The following is a 15456-nucleotide window of genomic DNA, read 5'->3' on the forward strand; positions in this document are numbered from 1 at the left end:
TGAGGTTTATATCGCTGGATTTTTCGGCTGAAGCCAAAAGGAACTTGGCACTTTTGCACAATCCTTCACAAGGTGAGTGCAAAACGGTGCTGGAGCATTTTCCAGTATTCGTAGACCGCCGTCATTCTGACGACCGAAGGGAGGAAGAATCTCAAGCCAGATTGGTTGGAGATTCTTCCCCTTCGTTCCTCAGGGTGAGAATGACGACTTTCGTGCTTGTCTATTTAATCGATGAGAATTTGCTATAGTCCCTTTTCCACGGCGATTTTGCAGAAACAGGCGACCGGGTCAGAACCGCAGGTAAGCGCCAATCATCGGCTCGGCTGTGTGCGTGAACGCATCCGTCGACGAGAAGGCATGCGACACGTCAGGGGCATGATAGAGATTGCCGCGGTATTGAAAGCGCAGGCCAAGATGTGGAATTACCGTCCAGTCGAGCCCCGCTCCGTAGACAAAAACTGGCTTGGTGTCGCTTGTGCCGTCCGGCTGGTCTGAATCTGGATGGAAGAAGATCAGACCACCTCCAGCCAAAACAAAAGGCTTGAACATGAGGACTGGAAACGACACGATCCAGTCGGCACCGACCTGATGGGCTGCAGTCTTAATCTCTTCAAAGTCGTTGTAGTTCTGGTTGGCACGGTTAAACGAGTAGTTCAGCTCGTAACCTACGAGCGGATTCGAGATATGGCGCAGCTCAAGCAGAACGCCTGCCGAGGCGGAGGGACTCTGTACCGTGCCGTTTCCTTCGGTCGTGCCGCTGAATGCGCCGTAAAAACTGCCGGCGACATCAGTCTGCGCGTGAGAGGTGATGACAGTGGCAGCAACTAAGACAGTGAGGAGCAAAAACGAGCGTAGTCTCATAGCGTTTACTTTGATGTAAATCGCGCTTCTTGTGGAGTATCCAGGTCGATACTTTTCTGTAGAGCGGGTCGGGATTTTTGTCGCCGTCAGGCGCGCGGGGCGGTGGGGGCGGAGTGCAACTCCGGTGAAACTTCGGCCGGCTGACTGCGATAGGCCAGTGGCCTGGTGTCTGGAACTGGCGCAAGATGCTTCGTCATTTTGTAGGTGTAACTGATGCGGTGAATGACGGTGAGGGTCGAAAGTACGGCCAGAATCCAGAGAACAGGGGCCATCGCGCCCCAGCGATTAAAGAGCGCGCCCAGGATGATGAGCACGATGCGCTCCGGTCGCTCCATGAAGCCGACCTTGCATTGACCGATCAGCGCCTCGGCGCGGGCGCGGGTGTAGCTCACCATAAGCGACGTGACCATGACGAAGGCGGCCAGCACGACGTAGAAGAATCGGTTGCCGCGGGCGTAAAACACCAGCAGCCCGAAGAAGAGTACTACGTCGGAGTAGCGGTCGATGACGGAATCGAAAAATGCGCCGAAGATCGTGACCTGGTCGGTCTGGCGGGCAACGCGTCCGTCCACCATGTCGAAGATGCCGGCGCCGATGATGACCAGGGCGGCATAAACGAACATGCGTACGTAATTGTGCTCATTGGCGTAACCGAAAAGAATGGCGGCGGCGGTGTTGATGATGAGTCCGACAAACGTGAGGACGTTGGGCGAGATGCGCGTGAGCGCGAGGCCATTGACGATGGCCTGCAGCAGCACTCCGCAAGCGCGCCCAAAAGCGCTGGTCCACGTTTTATGGGAACTCATTTCGCCTTATTCCGCTTCGTCATGAATAGTTGAAAGTTTCAGAATTTCGAGCTCGCGATTGCCATTCGGTGTCACTACAGTCGCTACGTCACCGACCTGCTTGCCAACCAGGGCGCGTCCAATCGGCGATGTGGTCGAGATAAGTCCCTTGTTCACATCCGACTCTTCGCTGGTGACAAGCTTATACTCGATTTTCTCGTCCTTGGAAGTGTCGTAAACCGTGATCGTGGATCCGAAAGCGACGCGGTCGTGAGGGATGTTGGCGAGATTGACCAGCGCCAGTTCACCCATTCGCTTCTTGAGCTGTCCAAGCCGTGCATTTACAAATACCTGGCGCTGCTTGGCCATGTGGTATTCGGCATTTTCGCTCAAATCACCTAGAGCGGCGGCTTTCTTGATTTCGAGGGGAAGCTCGTGGGCAAGTTCATGTTCCAGTTGCTTGATTTCTTCCAACAGTTTCTTTTTGATGTGTTCGGGCATGAAAAATATCCGTTGCGGCTCATGGGCATGAGCCGCTCTGACAACGGCTGGACCAGGATGACCGCCAAGCATTCATTATACGTGAGAGGACTTCACCCGCCGGGAATCGAGATAATCCTGCAGAATCAGCGTAGCGGCGACCTGATCGACCACTTTCTGATGCTCCGAGCGGGGTTTGCCCGCTTCGTACAGGATGCGGTGGGCCTCGGTGGTCGTCAAACGCTCATCCCAGAGCTGGACGGGGAGCTGCGTTTCATCGGCAAGGAGCTGGGCGAAGGCCTGCGTCTTCGCTGCCTGAGGGCTCTGGTCGCCGGAGAGGTGGAGCGGGTTACCGACGACGATCTCGTGGCACTCATAACGGCGAACGAGCCGGGCAAGTGACCTCAAATCTTCACGCGGCTTTTTCCGTATCAGCGTCAGCAGCGGCTGCGCGGTCAGGCCGAGACCGTCAGAAATGGCGACGCCGATGCGGCGATTACCCACATCGAGTCCCATGATCCGGGGAACGGTGTCCTGGCTCATAGAAGCATCTTACGCATGCGGACGGCTCCTCTGGTTCAGGAGATGTTCATAGAAACGATGCTGACGTATTCCAGCAAAAAGAGTCGCATCATACAATCAGGAAAGGGAATCTAAAGGATTTACAGGTCAGATTCGAATTGCGACGCTTACTACTGCTTGCTGTCATTGCATTACTGCTCTACACCGGATTTGCGATTTACGCCCCAACAGGCCCTCACAGTGAGACTTTCGTCGAGATTCCCGGCGGTACGGGGTCGGCGCAGATTGCTGCACTGCTGAGAGCGCACGGGGTCATCTGGAATCGTTATGTCTTTGACGCGATGCGGCTGGTAAGGGGTGGAACGCTGAAGGCGGGCGAATACCGTTTCGATCACCCGGCGCGCATGGCGGAAGTTTATGAGCGGCTGGAACGAGGCGACGTCTATACACGCGCCCTGACAATTCCCGAGGGCGCGAATATGTTCGATATCGCGCAAAGAGTTGAGGCTGCACAACTGGGCAGCGAAGAGGCTTTTCTGGATGCCGCGAAGAGGAATGTGGTGTTGATTTCTGACCTTGATCCTGGCGCTCAGAACCTGGAGGGATATCTTTTCCCCGACACCTACCATTTTCAGCGGAAAACTACACCCGACCAGATCATTTCTGCGATGGTGAAGCGTTTCCGGCAGGAGGCGGCCGGCATCCACCTGACGCAGAATTACCACAATGTCGTTACGATGGCTTCGCTGGTAGAACGGGAGACGCCAATCGCGGGCGAGAGGCCGATGATTGCCAGCGTATTTTCCAATCGCATGTCAAAAGGCATGCCGCTGATGACCGATCCGACGATTATCTACGCCAACTTATTGACGGGAACATACCGGGGAGCGATCTTCCAGTCCGATCTGGGCACTGATTCGCCCTACAACACTTACAAGCACACGGGATTGCCTCCGGGGCCGATCTGCAACCCCGGAATTGCCTCGCTGAAAGCGGCGATGTCTCCGGCGCAAACACAATATTTGTATTTTGTAGCAGCTGGCACCGATCCTTCCGGACACTCCCGCTTTGCGAAGACCCTGGAAGAACATGAACAGAATGTGCAGGCCTACCGGAAGGCGCAACACGCCGCCGGTGAGCGATGAGACGAGAAAAAGCAGAATTAATTGAGTTATAGTCGCATTTCTTAAAGAGTGAAGGCCTGATGCGTAAGTTTTGGTTTCGAGCAATAGCGATGTGCCTGCCGGCGCTGACCGGATGCTTGAGCCATACCCATAAGCTGCAGCAGCCGAAAATGCCTGGCCTGGTGATGTCTGCCGATGCGCAGCAGCTTGTCAGCAGTATTAACAAGCAATATGACGCGGTGCAGACGCTAAGCGCGACCGTGACGTTTCAGGCCTCGGTTGGCGGCGCTCAAAAAGGCAAGATCACTGACTACACGTCGTTCCGCGGCTTTATCCGACTGCGCAAACCTGAAATGCTGCGTGTCCTCGGGCTGCTTCCGGTTCTCAGTACCCGCGCCTTCGATCTGGCCAGCGATGGCTCGACTTTCAAGCTATGGATTCCGCACGAAAATAAGGCGATTGAAGGACCAAATACCGTCGGAAAGCCGTCATCGAAGGCGCTCGAAAATATGCGGCCTTATATATTCTTCGATTCGCTGCTGATTCACAGCATCGGAAGCGATGAACTGCTCTCGTTGACCACGGACTCGAAGACGGTAGTCGATCCAAAACAAAAAGAACTCCTGCTGCAGCCGGAATATGCCCTCGGAGTCTTCCGACAAAATTCAAACAGTAGCGTTCTCATTCCGGAGCGCGTCATCCATGTCAGCCGCATCGATCTGCTTCCGAGCGGCGAGGACATTTATGACAAAGACGGGAATATCCAGACACAAGCTGTCTATGGGCCCTATCAGGATTTTGGTGATTTCCGTTTCCCTCAAAGTATAACGATCAAGCGCCCGCTTGAGGAATACCAGATTGTGATTACCTTTCAGCAGGTGACGGTCAACCAGCCGCTGCCGGATAACCAGTTTGAACTGGCGATTCCTAATGGAACGCAGATACAGAAGCTGCAATAAACGCTTCGAGTTCTGGTTAATTTTGCGATTGCTGTTGACCAGCAGATTTCTTCTACAGCGTGTAGCGATCTAACCCAGCGCGTTTCGCGTGATCGGCGATTGCACTGGTGATTTGCAATGCCAATGCCAGCGCGTTGCGTCCATCTTCTCCCGTAACGATCGGCTGCTTGCGGCTGCGAACGCTCTCCAGAAAAGACTCGATCTCAAGTCGCAGAGGCTCGCCCTGCGTGACCACTGGCTTCTGCATATTGAGGCCGGCAGTCAAGGACTGTGGACTCGGTGTGGAGGCCGCCCTGGGGTCTACGTTGATGACCAGCAGATCCTGACGGGCGTAATCGATGGATACGTACTGATGCGGCTGGAAGAAGCGCAATTTACGGACGCGCTCGGTGCTGACCCGGCTGGCGGTGAAATTCGCTACGCAGCCGGATTCGAATTCGATGCGCACATTCGCTATATCCACTTTTGACGACAGGATGGGAAGGCCCACGGCGTGCACCTGGCTTACTGGAGATTGCGCCAGCGTCAATACGATATCGAGATCGTGGATCATGAGGTCGAGTACAACGTCCACATCGAGCGAACGTGGGCTAAAGACGTTGAGTCGATGGGCCTCGAAAAACATGGGCCCGTTCAGCAGCGGAATGACGGCTGCCACCGCAGGATTGAAGCGTTCCAGATGGCCTACCTGAAGAATGCGTTGATGCTGGTTTGCCAGTGCTACAAGCTGGCTGGCTTCTTCAAGGGATGCGGCTATCGGCTTCTCGACCAGTACGTCGACTCCGGCAGTCAGCAGGGCAGAGGCTGCCGGAAAATGGCTGATCGTGGGAACGCATACGGAGGCAGCGTCGACCTGAAGCCGGCCAGCATCTCTATCGACGAGACAGGCTGAAATTGAGCCATAGACCGGCAGATTCCACTCCAGCCGGAGAGTTTCTGCCATGCTTTGGTCAGTTTCGACAATGCCGGTGAGCCTGACGGGGACGCCAGATTCCTCGAGCGCGGGATAGATACGCAGGTGATTCCGTCCGAATGCACCTGCACCACAGACGATAACGTTCGATATATCCGCCTTTGGCAAAGCAGCGCTAACGCGCTTCTCCCTTCCCCTCAACCGTGCGGAGACAGCGCGAATAAAGTTCAAGCAGATGCGTCACCTGCTCCTCGGGCTTGGACGCGCTTGCGCCTGCAAAGCCGGGAGACGTTGTGGTGGTACGGCCTATTCCCGCAGTAGTGGCGATAAATTTAAGCAGATCGAGAGCAATATCTTCATTCCGGCGAGAAACGTTCACCGGAGTTGTTGGCTGATCCATGAAACAACCCCTCCGACGCGATGCTACCAAAATTCGAGCAGGCGTGAGAGGGCGACGATCTCAGATCTCAGAGATACTGGCGCACACTCGTCCGATTATGACGTCTGGACGACGATCTTCAGATTCGATTTCAATCAGGTCGATGGGATGCTCGAAGGCGCGGGGACGCAGAATAATGCTATTCCCATGCAATGTTGCATAACGGAACTGCATAGCGTTGTTGAAGCGGACAGCATAGATGGCCGGTACCGGAGGCCGATAAGGAACAAGCGAGTTGTAGTGACGGTCGAGGATGAGGATGGCATGCGGCATAATTGCGGGCGTCATTGGCTCAGCTTGACTATAGCTGGCGCGCACTGCGACGAATCTTTCCCAGGTTCGACGGTCGTGAGAACGCCGCACGCGAAGGTGATCCAGATATCCGGAAGGCAGCTCGATGAGTTCCAAAATAGAACTGGGTCTGATTTCTGACTCATTCATGGCAACGGATTGAGATACCAGAGCAACGCGATTTGCTGGAGAAAGGCTCTTTTTTGGCGAGTCGGTGGTGCCTGCCGCGGAATGCCCGAGAAGGTCTTCAATGTCGATCGATTGTGCTGAGAGGACGCGGTCAAGGGCGTCGAGACTGAGGCGGCGCTTACTATGAAGAAAGTTGGAAATATGCGCAGCTTTCAGTCCTGTCTGTCGCGCGAGCAGCGTTCCGCTGAGCGAACCGCGCGCGATTCGGCGCAGGAGTTCGCGGCGGAGTTGCTCATGTAGCTGCGAGAAATTCATGTGGAAATTTTTCTCTGAGCTATACACCTTTGCACGATGAGTTAGCTCAAAGAAAAGTTACTCTGCCACTTTCTTTTGATTACGGAGAGGTCTTTGTATTGTCTCCAAGCAGGCAGAAGGCTTGCATTGGAAGGCGGATTGACCGGTTCACCCTGGCACAGATAGATTCGTTTCACTTTTACCAGTCATCTTGGGTTTTCTGCCATTCACGTTTGGAGGCCGGGTTCCCGGTCCTCCATGCATGGGGCTTTCGCGCATGTTCTGCGCGACGACCGGATATTGCCCAAGGTGCAATGGTTAATGAGCATACAGACGAGAAGGCGCGGTCTTTATTACCCCCATGATTTGCATCTCCCTTCCTATTCCTACTGACAAGAGGAATGCGTGCCGCCAGCAGCTAAAAAGCATGCTGGCTGCGATTACTCCGCTTTGCCTACAGACGTAATTTGTAAAAAACAACGCTGCGGGCCTTTGTATTGCCTTGGAGAAATAATGACGTTTGAGCGCGTGAATTTGAAAGTTTGTGAGGGGTGCGGCAGCCTTTGGTTCCGCTCCCAGGAGTTGAACGAAGTTTATTGCGCAATGTGCTCAACCAAGCTGCGAGCGTTTCCCGCTCCAAGATCAAGGCGATCGCCTGGGCGACCGCGAAAGCATCGACGGCCGGCAAACCACTGTGCTTTGGCGGGAGGGACACTATGAGCGCCGTATTGACTCTTCCCTACGTATGGGCCGAATCCGCGGCAACCAGACAGCAACCGGTTTCCGCAAAAGTTCCAATCGATGGCATCGCCTTCTACAGGAAGCGCACCGAGCTTCTGCTGCGCAGATACATGCTCGTGTCGCTGCAAACGGGACGCATTCCGTCATTGATTGGGAATTATGTGTTTCGCGGGAAAGCGACGAGCTACCGCATGCACAATTTTGAGGACGCAGTGATCTTTCTATTCGACATCGAGAAATGTTTGAAAAGAATTGACCCTTTTGGACGAGAACTGATCGCACGCATTGCGCTACAGGAATATACGCAGGAGGAAACCGCCCAACTTATGGGACAAAGTGTTCGTACAGTGATTCGGAAGTATGCAGATACTATCGATCTACTTTCGAAGATATTTCTCGACCTAGGCATGCTTGAAATTAGGTCTTAGAAATCCTGTCAAGAGGGTATAACTGTGGAAATTTATCTAAGTGTTTCAATCGACAGGAAATAAAAGTAGAGGAAAGTTGGCAGAGTATTTCCACTTAAAATGATATTCTAAGAATAAGAGTAAAGAAAAATCAAAGGGAGGCGAAATCGCCTCCCTTTTTCTTTTGGCCATGACAGAGAAAACAGACAATTCGAATAAAGCAGAAGCCATAGATCATGCTACGCCGGCAACTATGGAAGCGGAAAAGAATCCTGAGCCCAGAAAAAGAAGGGCCACTAAACCTCGACATTTCAGGAAAACGGCCCAGACAGCGATTGGGGAGAAGTACGAAGCGATAGTTGAGAAGTTAGCGGACCATGCAAGCCAGGGCAGCGTTCAACATACGAAGCTGTTATTTGATCTAGGCGGTGTTAAAGAAGAAGTACGAGCTTCGGCTTCTCCCAAACGACGCCGCAACGCGCCGAGCCTGGGCAAGATGCTGCTGGCAGCAGTTGAACAACGCAATAAAGAAAAGGCGGCAAATGCCGCTATCGCCAAGCAGGATACAGAAAGAGCACCCCGGTAGATATAAGCCTTCTGGACTTGCCAGTAACTGAGCGTGAGTTAGAAAAATATCTGCCTGCTGCTTGAATAGTTTTCAAAGTAAATGATTTGGCGCCTACATGCGCAACATCTCGACAACGAGGTGCGGCTCGATTCATGTCTAAAAGACGAGACATGGCTCACACAATTGTCGTTGTTGTGATTGGTCGATGAGGAGCGAAGGTGAATAAGAGATGGCTTGTGACGAATGCGATATGGGTCGTACTGCTGGTATCAGCTGTGTCCGGCATTCATGCGCAGATAACAACGACCACTGTGCAGGGAGAGGTTTATCGCGCTGACGGAAGCGTAGCTACCGGCACGCTGATTGTTGAGTGGCCGGCATTTTCAACAGCCAATAACCAGGCTGTTGCCGCAGGAAGCAAGACGGTAATTATTGGTCAGGACGGATTCGTCAGTCTGAATCTGGCGCCGAATGCGGGAGCCTCGCCGGCGGGTAGCTATTACACTGCGATCTATCATCTGAGTGACGGCACTGTAAATAAAGAGTACTGGGTAGTTCCGGCGGCGGCGAGTGCCTCGATCGTATCGGTGCGTGCCCACCTGCAACCTGCGACGGTTGCGGTGCAGGACGCGACGAAGCAGTATGTGGATGCGTCGATTGCATCACTAGGTGGCAATTACGTGGCAATTACCGGCGGTTCGATGACCGGGCCGCTCGTTCTTTCTAGTTCACCAACAGCCGCAAATCAGGCAGCGACCAAGCAATACATTGATCAGGCTGTGCAGACAGCTGTGCCTCTGGCTGGCGGCAACATGACCGGCACATTGCGCACGCCAAACACGATGACAAAACTACCACGTGTGGACATCCGGCATCCGGATTTTGCAGGTGGCGCCGACCCTACCGGGACGAACGATTCGACGACAGCGATCCAAGCGGCAATCGCATTTGCTGTCGGAAATCCGCAGGCAGGAAGCAATGGCGCAACGCCTTGCCTTTATGTGCCAGCCGGCCTGTACAAAGTGAGCAGCACGCTAAGAATCCCTGCCAATCTGTGCATAGAAGGGGATAGCAGCGAGGCTAGTATTCTGCAGCTTACTTCCGGCCCGACGAATCTGTTTACTGTTTACGCGGCCACGTGCCCTGGTACTGAGCAATGCAACGGGCAGATTCAGGATCTGCAACTGGATGGCAGCGGACACCTTACGACGGGAGCATTGTTGGAGGTGGATGCTGCCATACAGTTTCATATCACCAATCTCGTAATGTCGAACCATGGGGGTCGAGGGTTACAGCTTAACGGAAATAGTGAACGTTTCCGATCCGATAACCTGACGATTTCATCTGTACGCTGGCCAATCATCCTCTCTGGCGACATCAACGAGACGTACTTCTACAACACGCAGGTGATAACAGCTGGCGCTACTACGGAGCATTACGGAGAAGAATACTACTGCTACGGCGTGAATTGCCCTGCTCACTCTTATCCTATTGCTAATCAAGGACCAGGCGGAGGGCCTGCACCGGTAAATCCTGATCCACATGGAGCGATTACGATCACAAAGGCTGTGAACTATGGCTTCTATGGTGGATCGATCAAATCGCTCAAGTACATGAGCGGTTTTCGCATAGGCGGATCAGGCAGCATAAGGAACTTCTATCTCGAAGGCTATCCATACAATAACGAACCGCGATTGAATGCGGGCATCAACATTAATGGCGGCGTATTGGAGAAGACACAACTCACCGGCGAGTTGGCACCGGGCAGCACAGTCACGAGTGTTGCGGACGTGTCGTGGATGCCTCAATACTTTGAGTCTGCGAATGACATGGCCAGTGGATCGGTGGTGACGTATGTCATCATGCCGCAGGATTTCCTCTCTGGGAGCACTGCGCCGTCACAGTACAACTTCAATATTCAGCGCGGTCAATTCGAAGTCATCCAGGTAGGAGGTTTCAGCAGCGACGGAAATATTCACATTATTGCGCGCAACTTATCTGGATCAACAGTAAGCAATGCCGATTGGTCAGCAGGATCGATTGTGGAAGAAGGACCGGCTACGCAACATGCAGCGATCGACATAGAGGATTCGCATGTTGAAGCGATTCAGCCGCCGGGAAGCGGATACACGGATAATTGCAATCAAACCGGTGCGTTGACGTGTGCAGATATCGTAACAGGGCCGGTGCCGGATGGCTTGATCATTGATCCGGCCGGTGGTCCGCTCGAAGGCTTCGATGGCTATTCATCGGCCAAGGTTACGATGAAAAATGTCGAGATGTATTCCGGTTCTTATCAGCACCAAGGCGAGATTGCGGTACACCGTTATCCGAACCTGAATTTTGATGGCGGCTACTATGTTCCAACCGGCTCAATGGAAACGGCGGAGATCGTCGGCTCCTCATCGCGTATGCAGCTTTCGACGATCACAGGAGGCTCTTACTTAACGGTACCGACGTATGCAAATGGAAGAACGGCGCAGCCGACTGTAACGGTTCCGGGATTAGGAATTGTCTGGGCTCCCGCGAATGGATTTTATACAGGATATGAACAGCAATTTCGTCAGCTGGGAAATAGCTGGATGGTGGGTACTAAATTCGCGAACAGTTACTGCTGGTTTGATACTCCGCCGGTAGGAGCTTCGCAGTCTCTGAACCGAGTCTGCTTTAAAGGCTCACCGACGTATGCCAGTCAGTCTGGCTATGAATATGACATGTGGAACGGAACGCAATGGGTAGGTGCATTCACCGTTACGGGCCAGAGCAATGCCACGGCAAATATGAGCGTGAGCGGAGCGACAAAAATCGGCGGCGCGCTTACGGCTGCATCCATGAATGGCGAGATTACGGTGGATGGAAGTACATATGCCACGGTGAACGCCGCATGGAACGCTGCACTGAATCTTGCCGGCAGCACAGGACACAATCAGACTGTAAGGCTTAGTCCCGGAACATTTGCTGTAACTTCCACACTTACGGAACCAACGAATGGGAGCTGCGTGAACCTGGTAGGCTCCGGTGGTGCAAGCAATGCGGCTGATGCCACAGTAGGCGCAACGACTCTGACTATTTCAGCGAACCTTGGCGGCGATGTTATCTTTCTGGGAAATACAGCGCAACCTCAGGGATGTATCTTCAAAGACTTCACAATACTGGGTAATCAGAATGCCACGCACGGGCTGGAGCTGCAGTGGTTCCGTGGTTTGCTAGTAGAGAATGTCACGGTGAATGATACTTCGGCGGAAGGCGTTCTGCTGGGTGAAGAAAGCACGACCAATGGGCATCAGGCAGGTTTTCTGCTGCGAAATGTGACGGTCAGCTACAACGCTTCTACCTTTACTCCTGCGAATCGGCCAGCTTACGGAATTCATATACAACAGACGGCGATCGACAGCCATATGGATACGGTCCTGGTAAGGAATGCGCAGATAGCGAGCGTTTATAACGAAGGGACAGGAAATACGGGCTATATGGTGCATGGGTTTGGCTATCCATATACCTGCGCCATGGGTCCGTGCAGTAACACAGCATCCAGCGCGGCGGCGGTGAATGCCTCTTATGCGACGAATTATGTGATCTATGACACGGGTGGCGCGGGCAGCGTCTGGACGGACACTTATGCAGACAGCCCGGCGATTGCAGCGTTCTATGTTGGAGCGAATGGGAGCTCGTTTCATGGCGGACATATTCAGTGGCCAGACTTAACTAGCTTTCCGGCGGCGAATCTAGCATATGTATCTGCTTTCGTTACAAATGGCATGGAGATCGCGGATATCGGCTGCCTGGGAATGTCATCGTCGGTGAACTGGATCAATTATGCTTCGGCTTCCGGCGTTCCGCCGACGTTTGCCAGCGTGCATCACCTGACAGGGTGTGGCAACTATGCCGAGGCTTTAGAGCCCGAGACGTCGACCGGATTTACCGGCGGCGGGGCTTCGAACAACGCTCCAGGCAACAGTGCAGTAGCGACGGTTTGGGCCTCTCCGAAGGCGGCCACTTCAAACTACGAAGCATATTCCGCTCAGCTTTATAACGGGTATCAGACGGACTTATTCGAGGGACATATCGCGGGACAGAATCCGTTCTTCAACATTACTTATCAGGGAACAGTGCGATCGGATGGCGGGATTGCGCTTTCGACTGTGATAAACACATCTTCTACATTGATGCTTACGGCTGCTAACAAGAATGTGATTGCCAATGCGCAGAATGGGGCGCAGACGATTACGTTGCCTACTTGTTACACGGCATGGCCGGACAAGGCTTCTCCTACGGGTGAAGAGTTTACGATTCTTAAATCTGATTCGACCCCGTATGCTGTGACTGTAACTGCAGCCAGTTCTTCTCAGCCGATTCATTACCAGGCTGGTACGCCGACGCAATCTCTAGTGATCACGTCGCCAGGAGCGCGAACGCTGTTGTGTGGTCCGGATGCAAACTGGTATGCATACTAAGCTGCTGGAAGACTGCATTGATCTTGATGAGTTGATTCGATTGGGAAGTACGCTGGATGACGCAGTACCACCGATAGGTGACGTCACCGGACATTTTCTCGCCGAACAGCTTTTGAGAATTCGAGATCGTGAGGGGCGGATCGTGCGATTTTCGCCGAACCGCGCACAATGTGAATTTGAACGGAGACGGGGGCGAGCGAATATCGTGCTGAAGTCGCGGCAGATGGGCATCAGCACCTGGGTTGCGGGGCGATTCTTTCTAAAGACGATTACGAAACCGGGCACTACGACGCTGCAGGTGGCGCATACGCAGGAGGCTGCAGAGGCGATCTTCAGGATCGTTCACCGGTTTCTGGAAAGTCTCCCCGAATGGCTCCGTGAGGACACACTGCGCACATCAAGGGCTAACTCGCGCCAGATTATTTTTTCTGCACTGGATAGTGAGTATCGGGTGGAAACAGCCGGTGACACGAACGCAGGACGTGGGCTTACGGTGCATAACCTGCACTGCTCAGAGGTGGCGCGATGGCCCGGAAATGCGGCGGAAACGCTGCAGGGTTTGCGGGCAACCATGCCTCAACAGGGTGAACTGGTTCTGGAGTCTACGCCTAACGGGGCGGAAGGATGCTTCTGGGATGAGTGGAATCGCGCTGATGAAACTGGAATGGTAAAGCACTTCTTTCCCTGGTGGTGGGAGGATGCGTATCGCGATGCGAGTGTAAACGAGGAATCACTGCAAAATGCAGAGCGGATGCTGGTCGAGCGGCATGGGTTAACGCTGGAGCAGATTGGCTTTCGCAGAATGATCGCGGCGGGTTTTCGCGGGCTGGCGAAACAGGAGTATCCGGAAGATGCTACGGAATGCTTTCTCAGCAGCGGGAGTTGCTACTTCGATACGTTGGCGCTTGATGCCAGAGTAAAGGAGCTTCCGGAGCCAATAGCGAAGCGCCTCGGGGGGCAGTTGCAGATCTGGTTTCCTCCGATACGTAGACGGCGGTACTTGGTGGCAGTAGATACTGCGGGAGGTGGCAGCGAAGGCGATTATTCTGTTGCGCAGATCCTGGAGATCGCAACAGGGTTGCAATGCGCGGAGCTGCAGGCACGTCTTACGCCGCTCGAACTGGCGGAGGAAGCGACGCGGTTGGCGACGGAGTACAACGAGGCCTGGATTGTGGTGGAACGCAACAATCATGGGTCCGGGGTGCTGGCTTATCTGCAGGGTGTGAGTAAGTATGCACTCATTTATCAGCAGGATGGGCAGGATGGTTGGTTGACTTCCGTCCTTCATCGGCCGCGAATGCTGGGGAAGCTGGCCGCGGCCCTGGTTGAGACGCCGGGGATCTTCTTCAGCCGGCGGCTATTGCAGGAGTGCCGCAGCTTTGTGCGGCATCGCAGCGGCAAGGTCAGCGCGAGCGCAGGCGCGCATGATGACTGCGTGATGGCCATGGCGATGGCGCTTTGTGTGCGGGAAGAATTGCAGGGGCGATACCTGTTTCGATGAGTGTGGGCATATCAGCCTTCTACTTCGCGAATGATGGCATACCTGCCTTATGAAGGACGGCAAGGTACAATCCGATTGAAGCGGAGGCGGGTTGGCAGTACTAGCGACACAATCGATTCGACGGATGCGGGGCGGGGCGCAAAGTTATCTGATGCTGGCGTCGGATGGAAATCCGTATGTGGTGAAGTTTCAGAATAATCCGCAACATATACGGGTACTTGCGAATGAGCTGCTGGCTACACGGCTGGCAGAGGCTGTTGGCTTGAGTGTGCCGGCGTGTGATGTGGTTGAAGTAACGGATTGGCTGATTCAGAATTCTGATGAGATGACACTCGATTTCGGACAGAGGCAGGAACGCTGTCGGCCGGGATTGCAATTTGGATCACGATTGGTTGGCGGACTGATGCCGGGCCAGACGATCGACTATCTGCCTGAGGAAAGGCTGATGGAAGTCAAGAATCTCGATGAGTTTGCCGGAATGCTGGTGATCGACAAATGGACCTGCAATTCGAATGGACGACAGGCTGTGTTTTATAAACGAGCGAGGGAGAAACGCTACACAGCGACTTTTATTGACCAGGGATATTGTTTTAATGCCGGGGAATGGAAATTTGCGGATGCTCCGCTGCGTGGCGTCTATGCACGGAACCTTGTTTATAGAGGCGTGACAAATTGGGATAGTTTCGAGCCCTGGCTGAATCGGGTGACGGAGCTTGATCCGCAAAAGATATGGTCGATTGCGGAGACTGTACCTCCGGAGTGGTATGGCGGCGACTTGACGGAGATGGAGATGCTGATCGAACGATTGCTCGAGCGACGGGAGCGGATCGGGGAACTGATTACGCTCTTTCGGGAATCGTCACGAGAGCCGTTTCCAAATTGGATGAAGCCGCCCGCGAATGTGACGGCAGGGCAGTTTCCGGAGCCGGGATGGGCCGATACTGTACGTGGACCGATTATGTAATTGTGATGGTGACATTCAGGTGAT

At 53.8% G+C, this 15456-nt stretch carries 14 protein-coding genes; 7 read left to right on the forward strand and 7 right to left on the reverse strand.

From position 1 onward, the window contains the following. Window positions 1-288: 288 nt before the first annotated feature. The 4 genes from GSQ86_RS21905 to ruvX form a co-directional block, all read right to left on the reverse strand. On the reverse strand, window positions 289-843 hold the full coding sequence (locus tag GSQ86_RS21905) for an outer membrane beta-barrel protein (RefSeq protein WP_158752272.1): 555 nt from the start codon (window positions 841-843) through the stop codon (window positions 289-291). Window positions 844-947: 104 nt separating this feature from the next. Further along, window positions 948-1667 carry a CDP-alcohol phosphatidyltransferase family protein gene (locus GSQ86_RS21910; protein ID WP_254062548.1) on the reverse strand — a complete coding sequence of 240 codons (720 nt, stop codon included), beginning with the start codon at window positions 1665-1667 and terminating at the stop codon, window positions 948-950. A gap of 6 nt (window positions 1668-1673) precedes the next feature. Continuing rightward, entirely contained in the window at window positions 1674-2147 is a 474-nt protein-coding gene (greA, locus tag GSQ86_RS21915; RefSeq protein WP_158752273.1) for a transcription elongation factor GreA, read from the reverse strand. A 75-nt stretch (window positions 2148-2222) separates the two neighbouring features. After that, the gene (gene ruvX / locus GSQ86_RS21920; protein WP_254062549.1) at window positions 2223-2669 is read right to left on the reverse strand and encodes a Holliday junction resolvase RuvX; all 447 of its coding nucleotides are present in this window, start codon (window positions 2667-2669) and stop codon (window positions 2223-2225) included. Between the two features lie 137 nt (window positions 2670-2806). Here ruvX and mltG point away from each other — a divergent pair, with 137 nt between their 5' ends. Together mltG and GSQ86_RS21930 are read left to right on the forward strand one after the other, a co-directional pair. Then, window positions 2807-3793, forward strand: coding sequence for an endolytic transglycosylase MltG (gene mltG, locus GSQ86_RS21925; protein WP_158752274.1), 987 nt, complete (start codon window positions 2807-2809; stop codon window positions 3791-3793). A gap of 59 nt (window positions 3794-3852) precedes the next feature. Further along, on the forward strand, window positions 3853-4731 hold the full coding sequence (locus GSQ86_RS21930; RefSeq protein ID WP_158752275.1) for a DUF4292 domain-containing protein: 879 nt from the start codon (window positions 3853-3855) through the stop codon (window positions 4729-4731). Window positions 4732-4783: 52 nt separating this feature from the next. Here the strand turns inward: GSQ86_RS21930 and GSQ86_RS21935 are convergent, their stop codons facing one another. Genes GSQ86_RS21935 through GSQ86_RS21945 form a run of 3 tightly spaced genes read right to left on the reverse strand, consistent with a single transcriptional unit; the run spans window position 4784 to window position 6818 of the window. After that, entirely contained in the window at window positions 4784-5812 is a 1029-nt protein-coding gene (locus GSQ86_RS21935) for a Gfo/Idh/MocA family protein (RefSeq protein WP_254062550.1), read from the reverse strand. A 7-nt stretch (window positions 5813-5819) separates the two neighbouring features. Continuing rightward, the gene (locus GSQ86_RS21940; RefSeq protein WP_158752276.1) at window positions 5820-6044 is read right to left on the reverse strand and encodes a hypothetical protein; all 225 of its coding nucleotides are present in this window, start codon (window positions 6042-6044) and stop codon (window positions 5820-5822) included. Between the two features lie 60 nt (window positions 6045-6104). Next, the gene (locus tag GSQ86_RS21945; protein ID WP_158752277.1) at window positions 6105-6818 is read right to left on the reverse strand and encodes a helix-turn-helix domain-containing protein; all 714 of its coding nucleotides are present in this window, start codon (window positions 6816-6818) and stop codon (window positions 6105-6107) included. Window positions 6819-7513: 695 nt separating this feature from the next. Here GSQ86_RS21945 and GSQ86_RS21950 point away from each other — a divergent pair. From GSQ86_RS21950 to GSQ86_RS21970, 5 genes are all read left to right on the forward strand, one after another. Beyond that, window positions 7514-7966, forward strand: a complete 453-nt coding sequence (locus tag GSQ86_RS21950) for a hypothetical protein (protein ID WP_158752278.1) — start codon at window positions 7514-7516, stop codon at window positions 7964-7966. Window positions 7967-8135: 169 nt separating this feature from the next. After that, a complete protein-coding gene (locus tag GSQ86_RS21955; RefSeq protein WP_158752279.1) occupies window positions 8136-8531 on the forward strand; it encodes a hypothetical protein in 396 nt (131 codons plus the stop codon). Window positions 8532-8731: 200 nt separating this feature from the next. Beyond that, a complete protein-coding gene (locus GSQ86_RS21960; protein WP_158752280.1) occupies window positions 8732-12967 on the forward strand; it encodes a glycosyl hydrolase family 28-related protein in 4236 nt (1411 codons plus the stop codon). Continuing rightward, window positions 12957-14468, forward strand: a complete 1512-nt coding sequence (locus tag GSQ86_RS21965; protein ID WP_158752281.1) for a terminase — start codon at window positions 12957-12959, stop codon at window positions 14466-14468. The genes GSQ86_RS21960 and GSQ86_RS21965 overlap by 11 nt, the downstream gene beginning before the upstream one ends. A gap of 91 nt (window positions 14469-14559) precedes the next feature. Continuing rightward, window positions 14560-15432 (forward strand): HipA family kinase, encoded by an 873-nt coding sequence (locus GSQ86_RS21970; protein ID WP_216841253.1) that lies wholly within the window; start codon window positions 14560-14562, stop codon window positions 15430-15432. The last annotated feature ends 24 nt before the right edge of the window (window positions 15433-15456 follow it).

It is taken from the genome of Acidobacterium sp. S8 (assembly GCF_009765985.1).
Classification (GTDB): domain Bacteria; phylum Acidobacteriota; class Terriglobia; order Terriglobales; family Acidobacteriaceae; genus Alloacidobacterium.

Bases quoted from the DNA above. Each gene is read 5' to 3' on its own strand.
- GSQ86_RS21965 (WP_158752281.1), top strand. From the start codon at position 12,957: ATGCATACTAAGCTGCTGGAAGACTGCATTGATCTTGATGAGTTGATT.
- GSQ86_RS21945 (WP_158752277.1), bottom strand. From the start codon at position 6,818: ATGAATTTCTCGCAGCTACATGAGCAACTCCGCCGCGAACTCCTGCGC.
- greA (WP_158752273.1), bottom strand. From the start codon at position 2,147: ATGCCCGAACACATCAAAAAGAAACTGTTGGAAGAAATCAAGCAACTG.
- GSQ86_RS21930 (WP_158752275.1), top strand. From the start codon at position 3,853: ATGCGTAAGTTTTGGTTTCGAGCAATAGCGATGTGCCTGCCGGCGCTG.
- ruvX (WP_254062549.1), bottom strand. From the start codon at position 2,669: ATGAGCCAGGACACCGTTCCCCGGATCATGGGACTCGATGTGGGTAAT.
- GSQ86_RS21950 (WP_158752278.1), top strand. From the start codon at position 7,514: ATGAGCGCCGTATTGACTCTTCCCTACGTATGGGCCGAATCCGCGGCA.
- GSQ86_RS21955 (WP_158752279.1), top strand. From the start codon at position 8,136: ATGACAGAGAAAACAGACAATTCGAATAAAGCAGAAGCCATAGATCAT.
- GSQ86_RS21910 (WP_254062548.1), bottom strand. From the start codon at position 1,667: ATGAGTTCCCATAAAACGTGGACCAGCGCTTTTGGGCGCGCTTGCGGA.
- GSQ86_RS21940 (WP_158752276.1), bottom strand. From the start codon at position 6,044: ATGGATCAGCCAACAACTCCGGTGAACGTTTCTCGCCGGAATGAAGAT.